The 17,799-nt window shown below is 39.6% G+C and carries 15 protein-coding genes and 2 pseudogenes; 8 read left to right on the top strand and 9 right to left on the bottom strand.

Annotated features, from left to right (window positions below; all coding sequences use genetic code 11):
- The 3 genes and pseudogenes from ABWO12_RS09975 to ABWO12_RS09965 form a co-directional block, all read right to left on the bottom strand.
- A pseudogene (locus ABWO12_RS09975) lies at positions 1 to 1,197 on the bottom strand (hypothetical protein); the annotation flags it as partial.
- Between the two features lie 3 nt (positions 1,198 to 1,200).
- Positions 1,201 to 1,701, bottom strand: coding sequence for a hypothetical protein (locus ABWO12_RS09970; protein ID WP_353088734.1), 501 nt, complete (start codon positions 1,699 to 1,701; stop codon positions 1,201 to 1,203).
- A gap of 215 nt (positions 1,702 to 1,916) precedes the next feature.
- Complete coding sequence (locus ABWO12_RS09965; protein ID WP_353088732.1) at positions 1,917 to 2,693, bottom strand: prohibitin family protein; 777 nt, start codon at positions 2,691 to 2,693, stop codon at positions 1,917 to 1,919.
- Between the two features lie 138 nt (positions 2,694 to 2,831).
- On the opposite strand from ABWO12_RS09965, the gene ABWO12_RS09960 reads away from it, so the two are divergent.
- Genes ABWO12_RS09960 through ABWO12_RS09950 form a run of 3 tightly spaced genes read left to right on the top strand, consistent with a single transcriptional unit; the run spans position 2,832 to position 6,620 of the window.
- Positions 2,832 to 4,508, top strand: a complete 1,677-nt coding sequence (locus ABWO12_RS09960; RefSeq protein ID WP_353088731.1) for an RluA family pseudouridine synthase — start codon at positions 2,832 to 2,834, stop codon at positions 4,506 to 4,508.
- A 44-nt stretch (positions 4,509 to 4,552) separates the two neighbouring features.
- Positions 4,553 to 4,984 carry a hypothetical protein gene (locus ABWO12_RS09955; protein WP_353088730.1) on the top strand — a complete coding sequence of 144 codons (432 nt, stop codon included), beginning with the start codon at positions 4,553 to 4,555 and terminating at the stop codon, positions 4,982 to 4,984.
- A 7-nt stretch (positions 4,985 to 4,991) separates the two neighbouring features.
- A complete protein-coding gene (locus ABWO12_RS09950) occupies positions 4,992 to 6,620 on the top strand; it encodes a M1 family metallopeptidase (protein WP_353088728.1) in 1,629 nt (542 codons plus the stop codon).
- A 4-nt stretch (positions 6,621 to 6,624) separates the two neighbouring features.
- Here the strand turns inward: ABWO12_RS09950 and ABWO12_RS09945 are convergent, their stop codons facing one another.
- On the bottom strand, positions 6,625 to 7,668 hold the full coding sequence (locus ABWO12_RS09945) for an AMP-binding protein (protein ID WP_353088727.1): 1,044 nt from the start codon (positions 7,666 to 7,668) through the stop codon (positions 6,625 to 6,627).
- Complete coding sequence (locus tag ABWO12_RS09940; RefSeq protein ID WP_353088726.1) at positions 7,665 to 8,609, bottom strand: CPBP family intramembrane glutamic endopeptidase; 945 nt, start codon at positions 8,607 to 8,609, stop codon at positions 7,665 to 7,667. Before ABWO12_RS09940 ends, ABWO12_RS09945 begins: the two co-directional genes overlap by 4 nt.
- Positions 8,610 to 8,664: 55 nt before the next feature.
- Between ABWO12_RS09940 and ABWO12_RS09935 the strand changes: the two genes are divergently transcribed.
- Positions 8,665 to 9,006, top strand: coding sequence for an ArsC/Spx/MgsR family protein (locus tag ABWO12_RS09935; protein WP_353088724.1), 342 nt, complete (start codon positions 8,665 to 8,667; stop codon positions 9,004 to 9,006).
- 93 nt (positions 9,007 to 9,099) lie between these two features.
- Entirely contained in the window at positions 9,100 to 11,571 is a 2,472-nt protein-coding gene (locus ABWO12_RS09930; RefSeq protein ID WP_353088723.1) for a TonB-dependent receptor, read from the top strand.
- A 52-nt stretch (positions 11,572 to 11,623) separates the two neighbouring features.
- On the opposite strand, the gene ABWO12_RS09925 is transcribed toward ABWO12_RS09930, so the two are convergent.
- On the bottom strand, positions 11,624 to 11,791 hold the full coding sequence (locus ABWO12_RS09925) for a hypothetical protein (protein WP_200798319.1): 168 nt from the start codon (positions 11,789 to 11,791) through the stop codon (positions 11,624 to 11,626).
- 95 nt (positions 11,792 to 11,886) lie between these two features.
- Positions 11,887 to 12,956 (bottom strand): annotated as a pseudogene (corA, locus tag ABWO12_RS09920) (magnesium/cobalt transporter CorA).
- 67 nt (positions 12,957 to 13,023) lie between these two features.
- Between corA and hutI the strand changes: the two are divergent.
- Positions 13,024 to 14,259 carry an imidazolonepropionase gene (gene hutI, locus ABWO12_RS09915; protein ID WP_353088722.1) on the top strand — a complete coding sequence of 412 codons (1,236 nt, stop codon included), beginning with the start codon at positions 13,024 to 13,026 and terminating at the stop codon, positions 14,257 to 14,259.
- Between the two features lie 48 nt (positions 14,260 to 14,307).
- Here the strand turns inward: hutI and ABWO12_RS09910 are convergent, their stop codons facing one another.
- Positions 14,308 to 15,192 (bottom strand): DUF8428 domain-containing protein, encoded by an 885-nt coding sequence (locus ABWO12_RS09910; protein ID WP_353088720.1) that lies wholly within the window; start codon positions 15,190 to 15,192, stop codon positions 14,308 to 14,310.
- 94 nt (positions 15,193 to 15,286) lie between these two features.
- Between ABWO12_RS09910 and ABWO12_RS09905 the strand changes: the two genes are divergently transcribed.
- Both ABWO12_RS09905 and ABWO12_RS09900 read left to right on the top strand, forming a co-directional pair.
- Positions 15,287 to 16,324: a formimidoylglutamase gene (locus ABWO12_RS09905; protein ID WP_353088719.1), complete on the top strand. Its 1,038-nt coding sequence runs from the start codon at positions 15,287 to 15,289 to the stop codon at positions 16,322 to 16,324.
- A 42-nt stretch (positions 16,325 to 16,366) separates the two neighbouring features.
- Positions 16,367 to 17,620 (top strand): DEAD/DEAH box helicase, encoded by a 1,254-nt coding sequence (locus tag ABWO12_RS09900; protein ID WP_353088718.1) that lies wholly within the window; start codon positions 16,367 to 16,369, stop codon positions 17,618 to 17,620.
- 2 nt (positions 17,621 to 17,622) lie between these two features.
- On the opposite strand, the gene ABWO12_RS09895 is transcribed toward ABWO12_RS09900, so the two are convergent.
- Complete coding sequence (locus ABWO12_RS09895) at positions 17,623 to 17,787, bottom strand: response regulator (RefSeq protein ID WP_353088735.1); 165 nt, start codon at positions 17,785 to 17,787, stop codon at positions 17,623 to 17,625.
- Positions 17,788 to 17,799: the final 12 nt, after the last annotated feature.

Below are 17,799 nucleotides of genomic sequence, written 5' to 3'. Positions count from 1 at the left end.
GCTCAAAAAATTACAAGCTATCCATTCGCCATCGGCTACTTCATTGTAGGTAGTATTGCCATTTAAATTACAACCATAAACAGCAGGTAGTAAGGTAGAAGCATTACCCGGTGTTTGTATGTCAATGCTATTCCGGTTGGCATTGGTACTACTCAATGCTCCAGTTCCGGCTACTGAAGTGGGTACAACCGCTGTACGATTGACCTGTTGTGCATAAGTAAGCGAGTTCAAAAAATCGCGGTATTGCCCCTGGCTTGCTTCGTACTTCATACTGTAAAAAGCATTATAGCCATTGGGCCAACTAGCACTGGTAGGAGCTGTTTGCCCGGTAGGATAACCGCCGGCTTGGCCACCCAAACTTCCTGTACCACTAGGCACTGTAGTAGCATTGCCTGTATTAATGGTGGTGCTGGTAAATTGTGATCCGTTACCGCCACCGCCACCAACATTAAAATCAACCCCACCCGGCACGTGCACCATTTCTATGGCAAATACCTGCACACTAATCACCACATTATCATTGATACCATTGACCCCATAGTTCCAGCGCAGTTGGGTATTGTTGAATGTATTGGTACCTGTACCCTGTGTATCGCGGTACACAAACACGCCCAAAGCCGGGTTGGTGGTGGCATCAAATGCACTTCCCGGTGTTAACAAGCCTGCATCAATAGTGCTGCCTGTTGGCGCAGTATGACCGGTATTGTTGAGGCGGGCATGCTCCCAAATGCGGATGCACTCGATACTAGCGTTGCTTAACGCTGTAGTAGGTGCAATACTGACCACAAACTGAGTAGCACTGGTAATGCTGGTAATAACCGTGTTGGCTGCAAATACGCCTGTGCCGCTGGTTACACGCAGGGGCATACCCACACGCAGGTTGGTGGTGCTGCTTACCGTTATGGTTGTGCCACTGCTGCTTACACCGGTAAAGCTGGGGTTGTTACCTCCAACCCTAAACTTAACAAATACCCAGGCAGCATCCCTGTTAGACGGACCTACGTTAACGCGCCAGCTATTTTCCCACCTCAAATCAAATTGCACCAAACTAAAGTTGGCTACATTATTAACCCCGGCAGATGTATTTTGACCAGTTACTGTACAATTTGTAACGGTAATATTGTTGGAATAACTTAAAAAATTTCCAAAAAAGAAAACAGCTATGAATAAGATTTTATAAAGAAAACATTTTTTCATTAGTTAATAATTTAATTGATTAAAGGAGTATTCTGTATATTTATATGGTGTTATTTGAAATCGATAGGCTGAAAAATCATTATAGAAACTGGCTATTTTTAAACCTAATGATTTGTTTTGTTTTTTTGTGTTGAGATTAGAAAGTTTTGGCGTAAGAAAGTTTGCCATTAGCAGCATTTCTGATAATTGAATGATTCTTAATGCATGTGTTTTAAAATACCACAATAAACTAGTTGACCCATGCAAAGTGACGTGTTTACTCAAAGAACTCCAGAAAATGTTACTACTGAAATTATTTTGGGCTGGAGTGGTGAATTTTATTTGTGCTTTGAGAGTCGTTCCGAAAAAAAAAAAAGAAGAAAAAAACGAGAATAAAGCCTTAAAATAAATATGTAAACTACTTTTTGTGACAGAAGTATTAGATGACGATTCACTAAACATTTCAGGCGTTTTTCCAAACGAAGAAAAAAAATAAGCAGATAAATTTGATTCAATTATTTTCATGCTGTAAGATGATTCGCATTAATAATTACGGCTTGTTATAAGCAAGAAATAAATATTTAACAAATATACTACATTTTAAAGAAAACACATGACACATATGTGTCATGTGTTTTCTTTAAAATTCTGATCATTAATTAAATAATTAAACCCAACGGGTTATAACAATATGTTATGCTGTTTTTTAAGGAGCGAGTAAAAAGAAACCTAACAAATTTTTATGGTTTTTCCTCTCCTCCTACTAAGAACGGTGCTTTTCCGTCGGTAATGATGATTTTACTGTTATTGGATTTAGCCAATTCCAAGAAGGCTTCTATACTGCGGAGTTTTATGATTTCTTGCGATAATCCTTCGGCTAAAATTTTCTGTGCATCGCGGGTGCCTTTTGCCTGAATAATCACGCGGTCGGCTTCCAATTTTTCTTGTAGCAACACAAATTCCATTCGCATGGCCTCCTGTTCTGCTTGCAATTTACGCTCAATTGATTTGGCCAATCCATCGGGAAGTTGAATACTCTTTAACAACACCGATTCGATGCGGATGCCTTGTGGCCCTAAAATGATATCCATTTGTTTTCGGATTTCCTCTTCAATATTGGAACGCATTCCCGAGTGCATGTCCTTGGCAAAAAAACGCGCACAAACATCGGCTGAGGCTGAACGAAAGACATTTGAAATAATACCTTCATAACTTAACCCTAAATTGCGAATGATATTAGGCACTTTATCTTGATCCAAACGGTATAAAATTGAAATTTGAGAACTAATACTAAGCCCTTCTTTACTAGGCAAACTCAAGGTCAATTCTAAATCGTTGGTTTGAATGGAAGTCTTCACCACTTTGGAGGTAAAAGGGTTGAAAAACACAGCACCTTGTGTGTGAATTTTATCGGATAATTTTCCCATTTTCTGACGAATGCCCACCTCGCCGGGACGAACAACCGCACAACTTACTGAAAGTATCGCGAGGCCTGAAAGTAAAAGTATCTTTTTCATAGTCAAAAGTTTTTATTTCAAATTTAAAAGTGTTACTTTCAAATTGCTCTTAATAAAATCCCAATTATTTATTATAAAAATCTTAATTTTTTTCATCACAATACATTTCTTTTCCTAAGGAATGACTAGTTTTAGCCCATGGAACTGCCTACTCATTTTATTCCTTTCTCCATTCCTATAGAAGGTATTGTATTGCCTGAAAAATTTACGTTCCCCTTTTTCTATGAACCTCATGATTTTAGTCGTATCGCAGCAAAAGAGCTTCAGACCTATTTGGGACAACAAACCGATTTCGACCATAATTTTGGATTAGATGAAAATCAAACAGGGCCTGTTATTGGGAAAATGTTTGGCGTTTTGGTGGTCCAAACCGCATCCGGAGAACTGGGACAACTGTGGGCCTTTTCAGGAAAATTAGCCGATCATAACCATTGGCCCAAATTTGTTCCAACCGTATATGATATGCTTACGGAGAAAGGGTACTTTAAAAAGGAAGAGCGCGTTTTGAATGCCTTAAACGAGAAGATTGCCCAAAAAGAAGCCGCTCCCGAAGGACTGGAAGCGCAAACAAATTTAACTTTATTAAGCAACCAAGCCTCCAAAGAAATAGCGGAATATAAAAAACTTCAAAAGAAAAATAAGCAGCGAAGATCCGATTTTCGAACAAACAACCCTAATGTATCGGAAGAAGTATTGCACCAACTGATTCAGAAAAGTCAATTAGAAAACATTCGACTACGCCATATGCAACTCGAATGGAAAGCAAAAATAGAGTCTGCTCAAGCAACTTTTCATCTATGGGAACAAGAAATTGAATCGCTTAAAGAAGAACGTAGGCAACGCTCAGCCCAATTGCAAAATCAACTGTTTTCTGAATATGCGTTTCTCAATCGATATGGCGTTTCTAAGAATTTATTGGACTTGTTTGAAGGAAATCCACCGGCTGGAGCGGGCGAATGTGCTGCCCCTAAATTGTTGCATTATGCCTTTCAACATCGGTTGACTCCTATAGCGATGGCTGAATTTTGGTGGGGACAATCGCCTAAGTCGGAAATCAGAAAGCACCAACAGTTTTATCCCGCTTGTACAGGCAAATGCGCCCCGATACTGTCTCACATGCTCGAAGGCATCCCGATGGAAGACAATCCATTTTTGGTGAATCAGGGCCAAACAAAAACCTTTCAAATTGTCTACGAAGATGCCTATCTCATGGTGATCAACAAACCCGAATCGTTATTATCAACACCGGGAAAAAACATTTCCGATTCGGTATACACCCGAATAAAAGCACAATATCCTGATGCAACCGGTCCTTTATTGGTGCATCGTTTGGACCAAGCGACTTCGGGATTGCTTTTGATCGCAAAGACACAAGAAATACATAAAAAATTGCAGTACCAATTCATCTCTAGAAAAATTGAAAAAAAATATATCGCCATTTTAGAAGGCATTCCCCAAAATAATTCAGGTACTATCGATTTACCATTGCGCGTGGATTTGGACAACCGCCCCCAACAAATCGTTTGTGAAACCTATGGAAAAACTGCTACTACGCTGTGGAAAGTGTTGCGGAAAGAAGCCAATAATGTCGTTGTAGAATTTCAACCTATAACTGGAAGAACGCATCAATTACGGGTACATGCCGCCCATCCAAATGGCCTCAATTGCCCGATTAAAGGAGATGATTTATATGGGACAAAAGCAGACCGACTTTATTTACATGCCGTAACATTACGCTTTTGGCATCCTATAGAAAAAAAGGTAATGACACTTGAATGTACCGACCCTTTTGATTTGGAAAAAAAATCCTTGTGATAGGTGTATATTAATTATTATTTTTACCTAAAAATTTAATTACTATGAAAAAATTATTTGCTTTAGCGATTTTTTGTACCCTTTTAAGTTGTTCCAGCGATGATAGTTTTACACCAACGCCTCCTAACACAACCATTGCATTCATGGATTATAGGGTTGATAATACCAATAAAAGTACTACTAGCGTAAGTTACATCTATAGTGGTACCAATACTTTAAAAGCTACGGGATCTCAAGACGGAGCTAATAATTGTGTGATTTTTGTCAATGACTCTGGTACGGGTTCAAACATTATTCAAACAATCGAAATTAAGCATCAAGCTTTAAATTATTTGCCAGGGACTAATTTTACTACCAATATTTCAGTTAATGATGCTGAGCGAATCGAAGGGACTTTTAGTGGTATTTTCCTAAAAGATAGTGACCCCAATATTCAAATTTCCATAACTAATGGTTTTTTTCGCATTATGAAATAATCTATTTATGCGCTTATTCATTCTCCTGCTTATTTTATTTACCCAGGTTGGAGTTGCCCAACCCTTCACCCGAAAAGACTCGCTGATGGGTGGATTTCCTAAAGAACGGCTGAGTTTTGATGTGAAGCGCTATGAAATTAATATACGTGTAAATCCGGAGAAAAAATACATTTCTGGTCACAATTCCATTCGATTTGAAGTGGTAGAAGCCACCAAGCGCATACAGTTGGACTTGTTTGCCAACATGCACGTGGATTCCATCATTTGGCAAACAAAAAAACTATCGTATACCCGCGAATTCAATGCTGTTTTTGTTGATTTTCCCGAATTATTAACCCCAGGAGCATCCGAGCAACTCACTTTTTATTACTCAGGAAACCCGATTATTGCACGTCAAGCCCCTTGGGATGGCGGTTTTGTTTTTTCGAAAGACAAGTTAAATCGTCCTTGGATTGGGGTCGCGGTGCAAGGTACAGGTGCCTCTGTTTGGTATCCCGTTAAAGATGGACAAAGCGACGAACCCGAACAAGGAGTGCTACTAAAGGTGGCCGTTCCCAACGAACTGATGAATGTCTCCAACGGCCGATGTAAAGGATCGACACCAATGAATGACGGCTATACCCGCTGGGATTGGGAAGTATTGAATCCAATCAATACCTATAATGTGACCCTAAATATTGGACACTACACCCGAATCACTGACCGTTTGGAGGACTTAGATATTGACTATTATGTCTTGGATTACAACCGCGAAAAAGCCATCAAACACTTTGAAGAAGTCAAACCGATGTTGACCTGCTTCCAATCTAAATTTGGTCCCTATCCATTTAAAGAAGATGGGTATAAATTGGTCGAAACTCCTTATTTGGGTATGGAACACCAAAGTGCGGTTGCCTATGGAAACAATTACCTCAAAGGGTATCGCGGGATGGATTTATCGGGCAGTGGTGTCGGACTCACCTTTGATTATATCACCATTCACGAATGCGGTCATGAATGGTTTGGGAATAGTATTACTTCACGCGATATAGCCGATATGTGGATTCATGAAGGCTTTACGCAGTACAGTGAATTGGTATTTATTGAATGTCAGTTAGGGTATGAAAAAATGTTGAAGTATGCCTTTGGATTACGTCGCAATGTTGCTCACGACCGTCCCATTATCGGTCCCTACGGTGTAAATCAAGAAGGTTCGGGCGATATGTATCCCAAAGGAGCATTATTACTCCATACCATCAGACATGCGCTTAACAACGATACCCTTTGGTGGAATCTAATATGGGACTATTGCCATACGTTTAAACATAAAATTATTGACACCGAAACGGTTGTGCAATTTTTTAATGAAGCTTCGGGTATAGATTGGACACCCGTTTTCAATCAATATTTACATCATACACGCCTACCCATTTTACATGTACGTTCGCGCGGTAAACGCTTAGAAGCACGTTGGGTAGCCGATGCAACTTCATTTGCCATGCCCATAACGTTAACCGTCAACGGCACGCCATATCAAATCACTCCCCAATCGGATTGGACCCGAACGAAAGTAAAAATGAAGAAGAATGCGATTGTAACGATGGATCATCAGAAGTTTTTTGTCAAACTCAATCTTGAAAAAAACGAGGCTCAGTAATACGTTACTTTAGCAAACTTACTTTACGGATAATTTTTCCATTCTCAGTTTCTGTAAAATGAGGGATAAAATGAATCGATTTGGGACGTTCGTATTTATCCAAGCGCTCAAAAGTTTTGGGTGAAATATCAAAAGGTTCGCCCTCCACAATTAAAACTACTTTATCTCCTAATTCGGGATCTTCTTCGCTTGAAATAAAAAAGCGTCGATCGAGTTGACCATCCAGCTTATGCTCAACTTGTTCGGGTAGAATTTTTACTCCACCACTGTTGATGATATTGTCAATTCGTCCCAAAAAAACAAATTGGTTTTCATTGACTAATTCCACCAAATCATTGGTCACAACCGTTTCCTGAGCAATGATGTGCGGTGCATGAATCACCAAACAATTTCTCTCATCATAAGAAATGGTTACGTGAGGCAAAACAGTAAAAGCCTTTTCCCCTACGCGCTTGGCGGCAATATGAGTTATGGTTTCGGTCATGCCATAGGTTTCAAAAACTTGCGTAGGCAACTGCATTAATTGTTGTTCTAATACAGCGTTAATTCTCGCACCGCCGACGATTAACTTCTTGATTTGTGCTAATTTCGGAATAGAGCATTGTGCTTGTAAAGGAACCATAGCTGCAAAATCATATTTGTCCTCCAAGCGCTCCATAGGATGGGATGTTGGTGCCACATAATCCAAATCAAGACCTAGAACAATGGAACGAATAAGCATCATTTTACCCGCGACATATTTTACGGGTAAGCATTGCAATGCGCGATCGCCGGGTTTTAAATCAAAAAAAACTCCTGTCGCTATGGCTGAGTGCACCATAGCTTGTTTGTCTACTTGAATAATTTTAGGCAAACCTGTCGAACCCGAAGTTTGCATTTCTATATACGGTTTTTCATCAAACCAATCCAATAGAAATTCTCCTACGGGCTTTTCAAAATCTTCACCTTCTTTAATGAAGCTATAGGCTACACGGCATAAATCATCACGATCTAAATGAAAACCGTTTAACTTAAATTGATTGTGTACGTTGGCAAAATGAGGTGTCATAATTTAGGTGTATTTATTGGTTTAGGGATTAAAACAGGACCTGTTAAGCGTTGCTTCCAGTCGGTCCAACGGTATAATTTTGAAAAAATAAAAATCAACAACGGATACAATACCAATAAAGGTAAAAACAGCTCCAAGCTCAGTTGAGGTTTTTCGGTGTCTTTAAAAATCGCATACGTTTGAAATATAGAGCTATCAGAGGTAATCAATAGCGCAGTCATAAGATTGTTGGCCGCATGAAATCCAAGAGCCAATTCCATACCCTCATCCATCAGGGTAATGATTCCCAGAAACAATCCTGTTCCTACATAATAAAAAAGTACAACATACCCCAAAGCGTCTACCTCTGGGTTGGAAATGTGTAAGAGTCCAAAAATGAGTGAGGTCCAAAGTAAGGGAAACCAACGATGCGGATGCAATTGTGCAAATCCTTGCATAAGATAACCGCGGAATAAAAATTCTTCCAAGGAGGTTTGTATAGGAATCAACGCTACTGCAATGAGGGCTAAAATCAAAAACCGCTCGGGCTGAAAGTTCCACACCAAAGTAGTATTGGAAGCTTTATAAGAAATAATGGTTATCACCAAAGTAAGAATAGCCCAAATGGAAAATGCTGTAATCACACGCTTCCAATCCAATTGCATTCGTGATGTAGCGATACTTCGTAAGGTTTGTTTATGCACAAAACGAATCACAATGTAAAAACCAAAAAAGGCAATAACAAAAGTGAGAAGCAATAAAAACAAGGACAGATTTAGGTCCATAACTTGCAAAATTTCTTTCATTGTTTTGGGCAACCCTTTTCCTGAGGCCATAGTTTTAAATGCAATAGCTACTGTAAAAGGAATTTGTCCAATCAATGAAGCGACAATAACAATAACAGAACCCAAGAGATACCAACCGAAATTCAGTGGTCGTTCCAAACCAAAAAGTGGTGTCATACAACTTTATTTTATTGTAGCAATTTAGTTATTTTAGCTATATAAAAACATGACAATGATCACAATTTATCACAATCCTCGTTGTGGCAAGTCTCGCGATTGTGTGCGCTATTTTGAAGCTGAAAATTCGAAAATAAAAGTGGTTCACTACCTGCAGTCGCCTTTAGACCGAGAGGCAATTATCAATTTTTTTCAACAATTAAATTGTAACGCATTGCAATTAGTACGGACAAAGGAGCCGATTTGGATTGCAAAGCACAAAGGGAAAAAACTTTCTGAAAATGAAATTATTGACACCTTGGTGCAACATCCTATTTTGATGGAAAGTCCCGTTGTTGTAAAAAGCAATAAGGCTGTAATTGCGTGTTTGTTGGAACGAATTATCGAATTGTTTTAACGATTGCTGAAGTTTAAGATTAACAAAACTTTGGCAACCATGCCCTCGAGTTATTCTAATTTTGCACCCAACAGGAAAGCAAAAAATTAATACATGAATTTAGCAAAAGTTCTACTCACTACTTTTGCACTCATCGCCGGATTATACGCTAATGCTCAAGAGCGTCCCGGAGGAGGCAAAAAAGTAAAAGTAACAGGGACCGTCGTGGCCCAAACAACCAAACAACCCTTAGAGTATACGGAAGTTCGCTTTGTAAGTACTAAAACCAACAAAGTGATAACGGGAGGTTTAACCGATTCCAAAGGAGTCTTCGCTATCGAAGTTCCTCAAGGTACGTATGCCGTTAACATTGAATTTCTATCGTTCAAACCCAAAGTATTGCCCAACAAAACCCTTCAAACCGATACGGATTTAGGAACAATTGCTTTGGAAGATGCCGCAACCCAATTGGATGAAGTGGTGATTCGTAAAGAAAAAACAACCGTAGAAATTAAATTGGACAAAAAAGTCTACAATGTAGGGCAAGACCTCATGGTTAAAGGAGGAACAGTTAGTGATGTCCTAGATAACATCCCCTCGGTGGCAGTTGATGCCGAAGGGAATGTGAGTCTGCGTGGAAATGAAAACGTGCGTATCCTCATCGATGGTCGTCCCTCCAATGCCATCAGTATGACCGATGCATTGCGGATGATACCCGCTGATGCGATCGACAAAGTGGAAGTCATTACCAACCCTTCTGCTCGTTATGATGCCGAAGGGGGTGGTGGTATTTTGAATATTATCCTTAAAAAAGGAAAGACCAACGGAATTAACGGTACCCTTATGGCAACTACTGGGGTTCCTGACAACCACGGTTTAACGGCAGCGATTAATTTCAAATCCAAAGAATTTAACTTTTTTACCAATCAAGGATACAACTACCGTAACAATCCCGGGAAGTTCCGTATGGACAGCCGTTATTTGACGTCCACCAATGAAACCAGAGATTTCATTGACGAAACACGCGATACCGATCGATTCAGTAAAGGGTATAATGGTAACTTTGGTTTTGACTGGTTTTTGGACAAACAAACCACGTGGACCAATAGTGTGAATTATCGCCGTAATACAGGAACAACCGAAGATGATGTAGATCAGGTGACCTACGATGCTAATCGGATGTTTACAGGAACCTTATTTCGTGATAATTTTGAAGATACGCGCAGTGAAAACATTGAATTTGCTTCCAACTTGATTCGCAATTTCAAAGGCGATGGTCATAAATTGACGGTTGACTTTTCGATTTCAAAAAATAAAGATGACAATACGGCTGACATCAAGAATTTCTCTACGATTAACCCCAATGTCTTTTTAGACCAATCGTTCAATATCCAACGTCAAGATCGTTTATTGTTGCAGGCCGACTACATATTGCCTTTTGGAAAAAATAAAGAAAGTCAGTTTGAAGCTGGATACCGTGGAAACTTTTTGGATTTAGCCACCGACTATACTGTACTGAATGACGGGGTTTTGAATACGTTCTTTACCAATTTTCTAAATTATATTGAAAATGTAAATGCCTTATACACTCAGTTTGGCACCAAATGGAAGAAATTTTCGTTCTTGGCGGGATTGCGTTACGAACATTCAGACATTGTAGTTGATCAAGTAACCTCAAATATTTATGCCAATAAAGTGTACGGTAACTTTTTTCCCTCGGGAACTATTGCTTACGAATTTGATGCTACTTCCAACATTTCAGTAAACTACAGCAAACGAATCAACCGTCCGCGTGGTCGTGAAATCAATCCTTTCAGCAGCTATTCAAGCAACATCAATTTGTTTCAAGGAAATCCCGATTTGGATCCTTCACGAACCGATGCGTATGATTTAGGATTCTTAAAACGATGGAGCAAATTGACCTTTAACACCTCTGTGTATTTTAATAGAACGGTTGATAATGTGCAATATGTACGACGTGAAAGTGGTGAATTTGTGGGTTCTACACCCATAATTGTAACGACTCCTGTAAATTTATCTACCGAATATCGCGCTGGTTTTGAATTCAACTTTAATTATAACCCTTTCAAATGGTGGCGTGTGAATACCAACTTTAACTTTTTTCGTTTGGAAACAGTGGGAGTATATCGTTACCTAACGTCCACCAACATTGAGCGGGTCATTGATTTTGCCAACGTAGCCAATACTTGGTCAGCACGTGTCAATTCAAAACTTACCTTACCCGGAAAAATAGATTGGCAAACAAATATCAACTACAATGGTCCTCAAACTACGGCCCAAGGGTTAAACAAAGGAATCTTTGCTATGAATTTAGGCTTTAGCAAAGATGTGCTTAAAGATAAAGCGACAGTAGCCTTAAATATTAACGACGTATTTAACTCACGCGTGCGTCGCTACGAAAACTTCATTGACGGTCAAGTAGAAACCGATGGAGCAATGCAATGGCGAGTGCGTCAAATTACATTATCATTCACGTATCGCTTCAATAAAACCAAAAACGAACGGGAAAATAACCGTCCCCGTCGCGGTGGTGAAGACGGTGATGGAGGCGAATATGCCGGATAAGCACACAAAAAAAAGTCCCGATTCATCGGGACTTTTTTTTAAAACAAAACGATTACGCTTGTTCTAAAGCTTTTTTCTCTTTTCGCTCCTGAAGTAACTCTTTTGTCACTCCAAACACCCAGTAAAATACAAAGTGGATTAAGAAAATCATCAACCAGAAACCGGCTGTGAGAATCGTAAGGAAAAGAAGAAAACCGAGGTACTGTTGAAATTCAAACATTGTTTTCCGGAATAATTTGTGAATTCTCTACAAAATTACGCCTTAATATTCAAACGACCAATATTTGAAGGAATTTTTTCACGAGGTTATGAACATTAGAACCATTTCCGCTTTTTGAAATAAATAATCATCCCAAGAAGCAATACAAACATCACTCCAAGAATGATAAAATACCCATACTTCCAATGCAATTCGGGCATATGATCGAAATTCATCCCATACACTCCAACGATGAAAGTCAGCGGCATAAAAAAGACGGATACCACGGTTAATGTTTTCATTACCTCATTCATCTTCTGACTTTGGGAGGCAAAATAAAAATTGGAAGCACTATCCAATGTAGTCATATCTAATCGATTTGTTCCAATAATTCCTGTGCCTTTTGATACAAACGGTCAAAAAAACTATAATTTTCATGGGCTATTGCATTGAATACATCGTCGTCTTTGATGGTTTTAATGGAATACAACGAATCGCGTAACGGGACAATTGAACGCTTTAAAAAATTAAAATTATCGCGATGTTTTTCAATTTGCTCCAAGACAATAGGTCGGGAATGAGACTTCGATAAGTTTATCAACTCCTCTACCTTATCTTCTTCATTTTCAATGGTAATGTAAAAGTTTTCCATCACGGCATCCAACGTCAAGTAAAGCAGATAGTCGGCTCCTTTTTCACGAACAATACCCGAATGCATGCGCAATCGTTCCCGGATATGACTAAAGAAATCACTCCTTTTTTCTTGAAAGGATACCAAACAATCCTTTTTTAATAAAAAACTGATTTGCTCCACTTGGATATTATCTGAATGTTCAATGGGGAGTAGTGATTTGATGTTAAAAAAAAGAACGTCGTGGTATTCATCCAATTTGGTTCGCTTGGTCGTATTTAAAATATCCGATAACATGAAGGCATCTACTTTCAAGAAATCACCAATCCGTTGAATAATCGGCGTATCATTCAACCCGTGAATATTCAACCAATTTACCTTTTGGGGAACAAAGGAAGTACCTAGTGCGTCTACATGAAACTTTTCAAACTCCGTAATCGTGTCTGAATCGTAAACAAAAAGCTGCAATTCTGTTTTCACCGATTTGTGACTACCTGTATATTCTAGCAAGGTGGGCTGTACTTTGCGCCCTTTTTTATAACTAATCTTTCGCACCTAAAGGAATTTGGACTAAAGTTAGAAATAAATCGTTTTTAAAAGTACTTTTACCAAAAATATCCTAATGCGAACTTTAATTATTCACATAAAAACACTGCTACAAGTTAGAGAACCTGGAATTGACAAAGTATCAGGAACTGCAATGGCCGAGTTGCCCCATCTTGAGGAGGCTTATTTGTTAATAGAAAACGATATTATCTTGGATTATGGATTGATGAGCGATTGCCCAGTCCTAGAAGATGCCTTGATTATTGATGCGCAACAGGGTACGCTTCTCCCCTCTTGGATTGACAGTCATACGCATTTGGTTTATGCCGGCAATCGGGTGCAGGAATTTGTAGATCGGATTACCGGACTTTCGTATGCTGAAATTGCGCAACGAGGTGGTGGCATTTTAAATTCGGCAACGCGACTCAATGCGATGGAAGAGGATCAATTGTATCGCGAATCGGCGGTTCGTTTGGAGGAAATAATCCGGCAAGGAACAGGAGCGGTAGAAATCAAATCGGGATATGGACTAACGGTCGAAGGGGAACTCAAAATGCTACGCGTGATTCAACGCTTGCGCGAGAATTATCCCATGACTATAAAAGCCACTTTCCTTGGTGCACATGCCCTTCCCCATGCGTACAAAGAAAATCGCGAAGGATATTTACAATTATTAGAAACTATCATACCTCAAATCGCCGAAGATAGATTGGCTGATTATCTGGATGTTTTTTGTGAAACGGATTATTTTACGGTAGCGGAAACGGAACGATTGATGGCTTTGGGAAATCAGTATGGATTGCGACCTAAAATTCATGTCAATCAATTTACAGCCATTGGCGGTATTGCAGCTGCCGTGCGCCATAATGCCTTGTCGGTAGATCATTTGGAACTTGTAACAGAAGAAGATCTTGCAGCTTTGCAAGGGGCCGTCACTATGCCCGTAGCACTCCCCTCCTGTTCCTATTTCATTAGTATTCCCTATACACCCGCCCGTCAAATGCTTCAAGCGGGACTCCCCTTGGCCTTGGCTTCCGATTTTAATCCAGGAACGTCACCCAGTGGTAATATGAATTTTGTGGTGGCTACCGCTTGTATCAAAATGAAAATGACCCCCGAAGAAGCCATCAATGCAGCCACTATTAATGCCGCGTATGCTATGGACATTAGCGCCACTCATGGAAGCATCACACGCGGAAAGAAAGCCAATTTTATACTTACACAACCCAATATTCATTACCATGAATTGCCTTATGCTTTTGGTTCCAATCGCATTGCCAAGGTATTTTTAAACGGTGCGTTGATTCCATAAAAAAAGTCCGAAATTTTATTCGGACATTTTTTTATCTATTGAAAAAGATTAACGAAGGGTAAAACTCGATTTAGAAACCAATTCGCCCTTGTCAAAAATATTTACAAAATAAGTTCCTTTTTCAAAACTTTTTCCGGGTAAATCCTGACTCACATCTACCGTTTTATTTTCATACTTCACTTTGGCAATAAAACTATAGGTTAGTGATTGTGACCCGAAAGTAACCGTTTCTTTATCGCCCAAAACATTGCTTTTGGAGTCAATAATTTGCACATAATAATTTTTATCCCCAGACTTTGCCACCGCATTTTCGGCTATGGTGAAGCTAATTTTCAAAATGTCGGCACGACTTGCTTTATCTGTTTCAATTTGTTTTCCAGAGCTTTTTTGTTTGTAAGCCGCTGTTTTTAAATTCAATACCGACAATTTAGACGCTTTTTCAACGGTTTTTGACAATTGCTCGTTTTGACCCACCAAAACTTGGTTGTAATTTTTAGAATCTTGTAAAACGACTTCGGTACTGTCTAAATTTTTAGCCAATTTCTGATTCTCACCTTTCAACGTTTCAACTTCTACCATCAAGGTTTTCATCTTCGCTTCTAGCGCTTTGTATTGATCTCTGTATTTTCTTAATGCTCCAGCATCTCCTTTGGCTTTTTCCAATTGCGCCATCAGTTGTACCACCTTTTCACGCTCGGCAATCAATTCGTCCGACATAGAGGTGTTTTCGGCAATCGCGGCATCATAAGTCGCCTTTAGCGCTTGAAGATCTTTAAGAACATTGTCCTTTTCTGTAGTAACAGCTGTAACCTTGGTTTCCAAATTCTGCGTATCGGTTGTGAGTTTGAAAATGTAAAACAAACTACCCAACAACAAGAGGGCAAGAATTAAAATAATCGCTTTTAACGAAGAGTTGCTTTTCTGATTTTCCATATCAAAAGATTTAGTAGTGAAGCAAATTTAATAATTAATACGAGGATAACGTTGGTTTTGGGAATTATATTATTTTTGGACGTTAACTTTTTGTATGGAACATTTAAATCGATTTACCGCCGCTGATTTATCTAAAATTACCAACCATCGAAGTGGAGAGGTAAAATTTGGGGAACGCATGCAAGTTATTCCCGATAACGAACCTATACTCGACTACTTAAAAAAGACGGATGCCCAGTTTGTTTTATTTGGAATACCCGAAGACATTGGTATTCGCGCCAATTCAGGTCGCCCGGGTGCAGCCACCGCATGGGAGAGTGCAATTCGAAGCATTGCTAACATTCAGCACAATCGTTTTTGCAAAGGGTCGCAAATCCTTATTTTGGGTACACTCGATGTTACAGCTCTAAATCAACAAGCCGATTCCCTAAAATTCTCCGAAACTTCCGATCGAAAGACATTCCATACCTTGGTGAGTGAAATTGACAAAGAAGTATCGCATATCCTCAGCCTCATTGTTCAAAGTGGTAAAATTCCGATTGTCATAGGCGGTGGTCACAATAATGCGTATGGTAACATCAAAGGGACCGCGCTAGCCAAGGGAAAACCCATTAATGCAATAAATCTCGATGCGCATTCTGATTTTCGAATTCTCGAAGGGCGACACAGTGGAAACGGTTTTTCGTATGCGTTTGAAGAAGGGTTTTTAAAAAAATATTTTATCTTCGGATTGCATGAAAGTTATACCTCCAAAAATGTTTTAGACAAATTGAAGTCGCTGAAAGAACGTGTGTTGTACAATACCTATGACGCTTTGAATATTCGTCGGGAGAAAGATTTTCGATTAGAAATGCAGATTGCCATCGATTTTATCAAATCGGATGCTTACGGCGTTGAAATTGATCTTGATTCCTTACCCATGGTGCCCACTAGTGCCATGACGCCTAGTGGTTTTTCGGTGGAAGAAGTTCGCCAATTCGTTTATTTTTTCGGAAAACATACACAAGCGGCTTACTTGCATATTTGTGAAGGCGCACCGGCTTTGGACTTTGAAACCAACAAACATATGGTGGGGAAATTGATTGGTTATTTGGTCACGGATTTTATCAAAGCCAAAAACAGTTTGGATTAATCCCTATCTTTGCGTCCATGCTGTGCTAATGCAGCTTTTTGTATGACATTTCAAGACCTTCATTTATTACGCAATATTCAAGAAGCCCTAGCTGAAGAAGGCTATACGCAACCCACTCCCATTCAAGAAAAAGCCATTCCTGTTATTTTAAAGGGAGATGATTTGGTCGGCTGTGCGCAAACGGGTACCGGAAAAACGGCAGCCTTTGCGATTCCAATTATTCACCAAATTCATCCTATTGTAGGTTCGGCAAAAAAACGGAAATTAATTCGTGCTTTAATCATTACCCCAACGCGTGAATTGGCTATCCAAATTCAAGAAAGTTTTGCCACTTATGGACGCTATACCAATATCGTATCTGCGGTTTTGTTTGGCGGCGTAAATCAAGTTCCGCAGGTAGACCAACTCAAACGCGGGGTGGATGTGTTGATTGCCACTCCCGGGCGATTATTGGATTTGCATAAACAAGGGCATGTCAATCTTGATCATTTGCATCATTTGGTGTTGGATGAAGCCGACTTAATGCTGGATATGGGTTTTATCAACGACGTAAAAAAGATTGTCAAGTTAACTCCCGATAACCGTCAAACGCTACTCTTTTCAGCGACAATGCCGCTACCGATACGCGAGTTGGCTGAACAGTTTTTGACCCAACCTCAATATGTGACCGTAACGCCTGTAGCCTCAACGGCAGAGAAAATCACGCAACACGTTTATCAAGTGGAAAAAGAGGACAAACGTAAATTACTCCATGATATCCTTCAAGCGCATCCCGAGGAGCAGATTCTTATTTTCACGCGAACCAAACACGGAGCTGATAATGTCGTAAAGTTTTTAAAAAAACAACACTATAAAGCCGAAGCCATTCACGGCGATAAGTCGCAAACGGCTCGGCAACGGGTGTTGGAACAATTCAAAAACAAAGAAATTCAACTCCTCGCCGCGACCGATATTGCAGCACGAGGACTCGACATTGAGAGTTTACCCTTTGTCATCAACTTTGATATTCCGAATATTCCCGATACCTATGTACATCGTATTGGGCGAACAGGTCGTGCTGGAAAAGAAGGCAAAGCAATTTCATTGTGCGGCAAAGACGAATGGGTGTATTGGCAAGCCATTGAGAAATTGATTCGTTTAAAAATAAAAGTGGTCGAAAACCATGCTTTTCCTTGGAAAGATGCGGCTACCGCCAAGTCCAATGAGAGCAAAGTAAATGCAGAAGCGCCCAAAAAAGATTTTAGAAACAAGAAAAAGTTTTCATTCCGTGGAAAAAAATCGGGAGGAAAACGATAAGCCTACCGTTCAATCAAGGTGCTGATTACTTGAAACAGCTTCGAAGGTTCAAAAGGTTTGATGATAATATCATTTATGCCGCTTGACAGCGCTTGTTCGGTGATTTCTTGTTTGTCAAAGGCCGTTAACGCGACAACGGGAGTTTCTATGCCCTTTTTACGGATCAATTTTGTAGTTTC

This window comes from Flavobacterium sp. (assembly GCF_040379285.1).
GTDB lineage: Bacteria > Bacteroidota > Bacteroidia > Flavobacteriales > Flavobacteriaceae > Flavobacterium.
The sequence above is the reverse complement of the archived record's forward strand: the minus strand, read 5'-3'. Positions and strand labels throughout refer to the sequence as shown.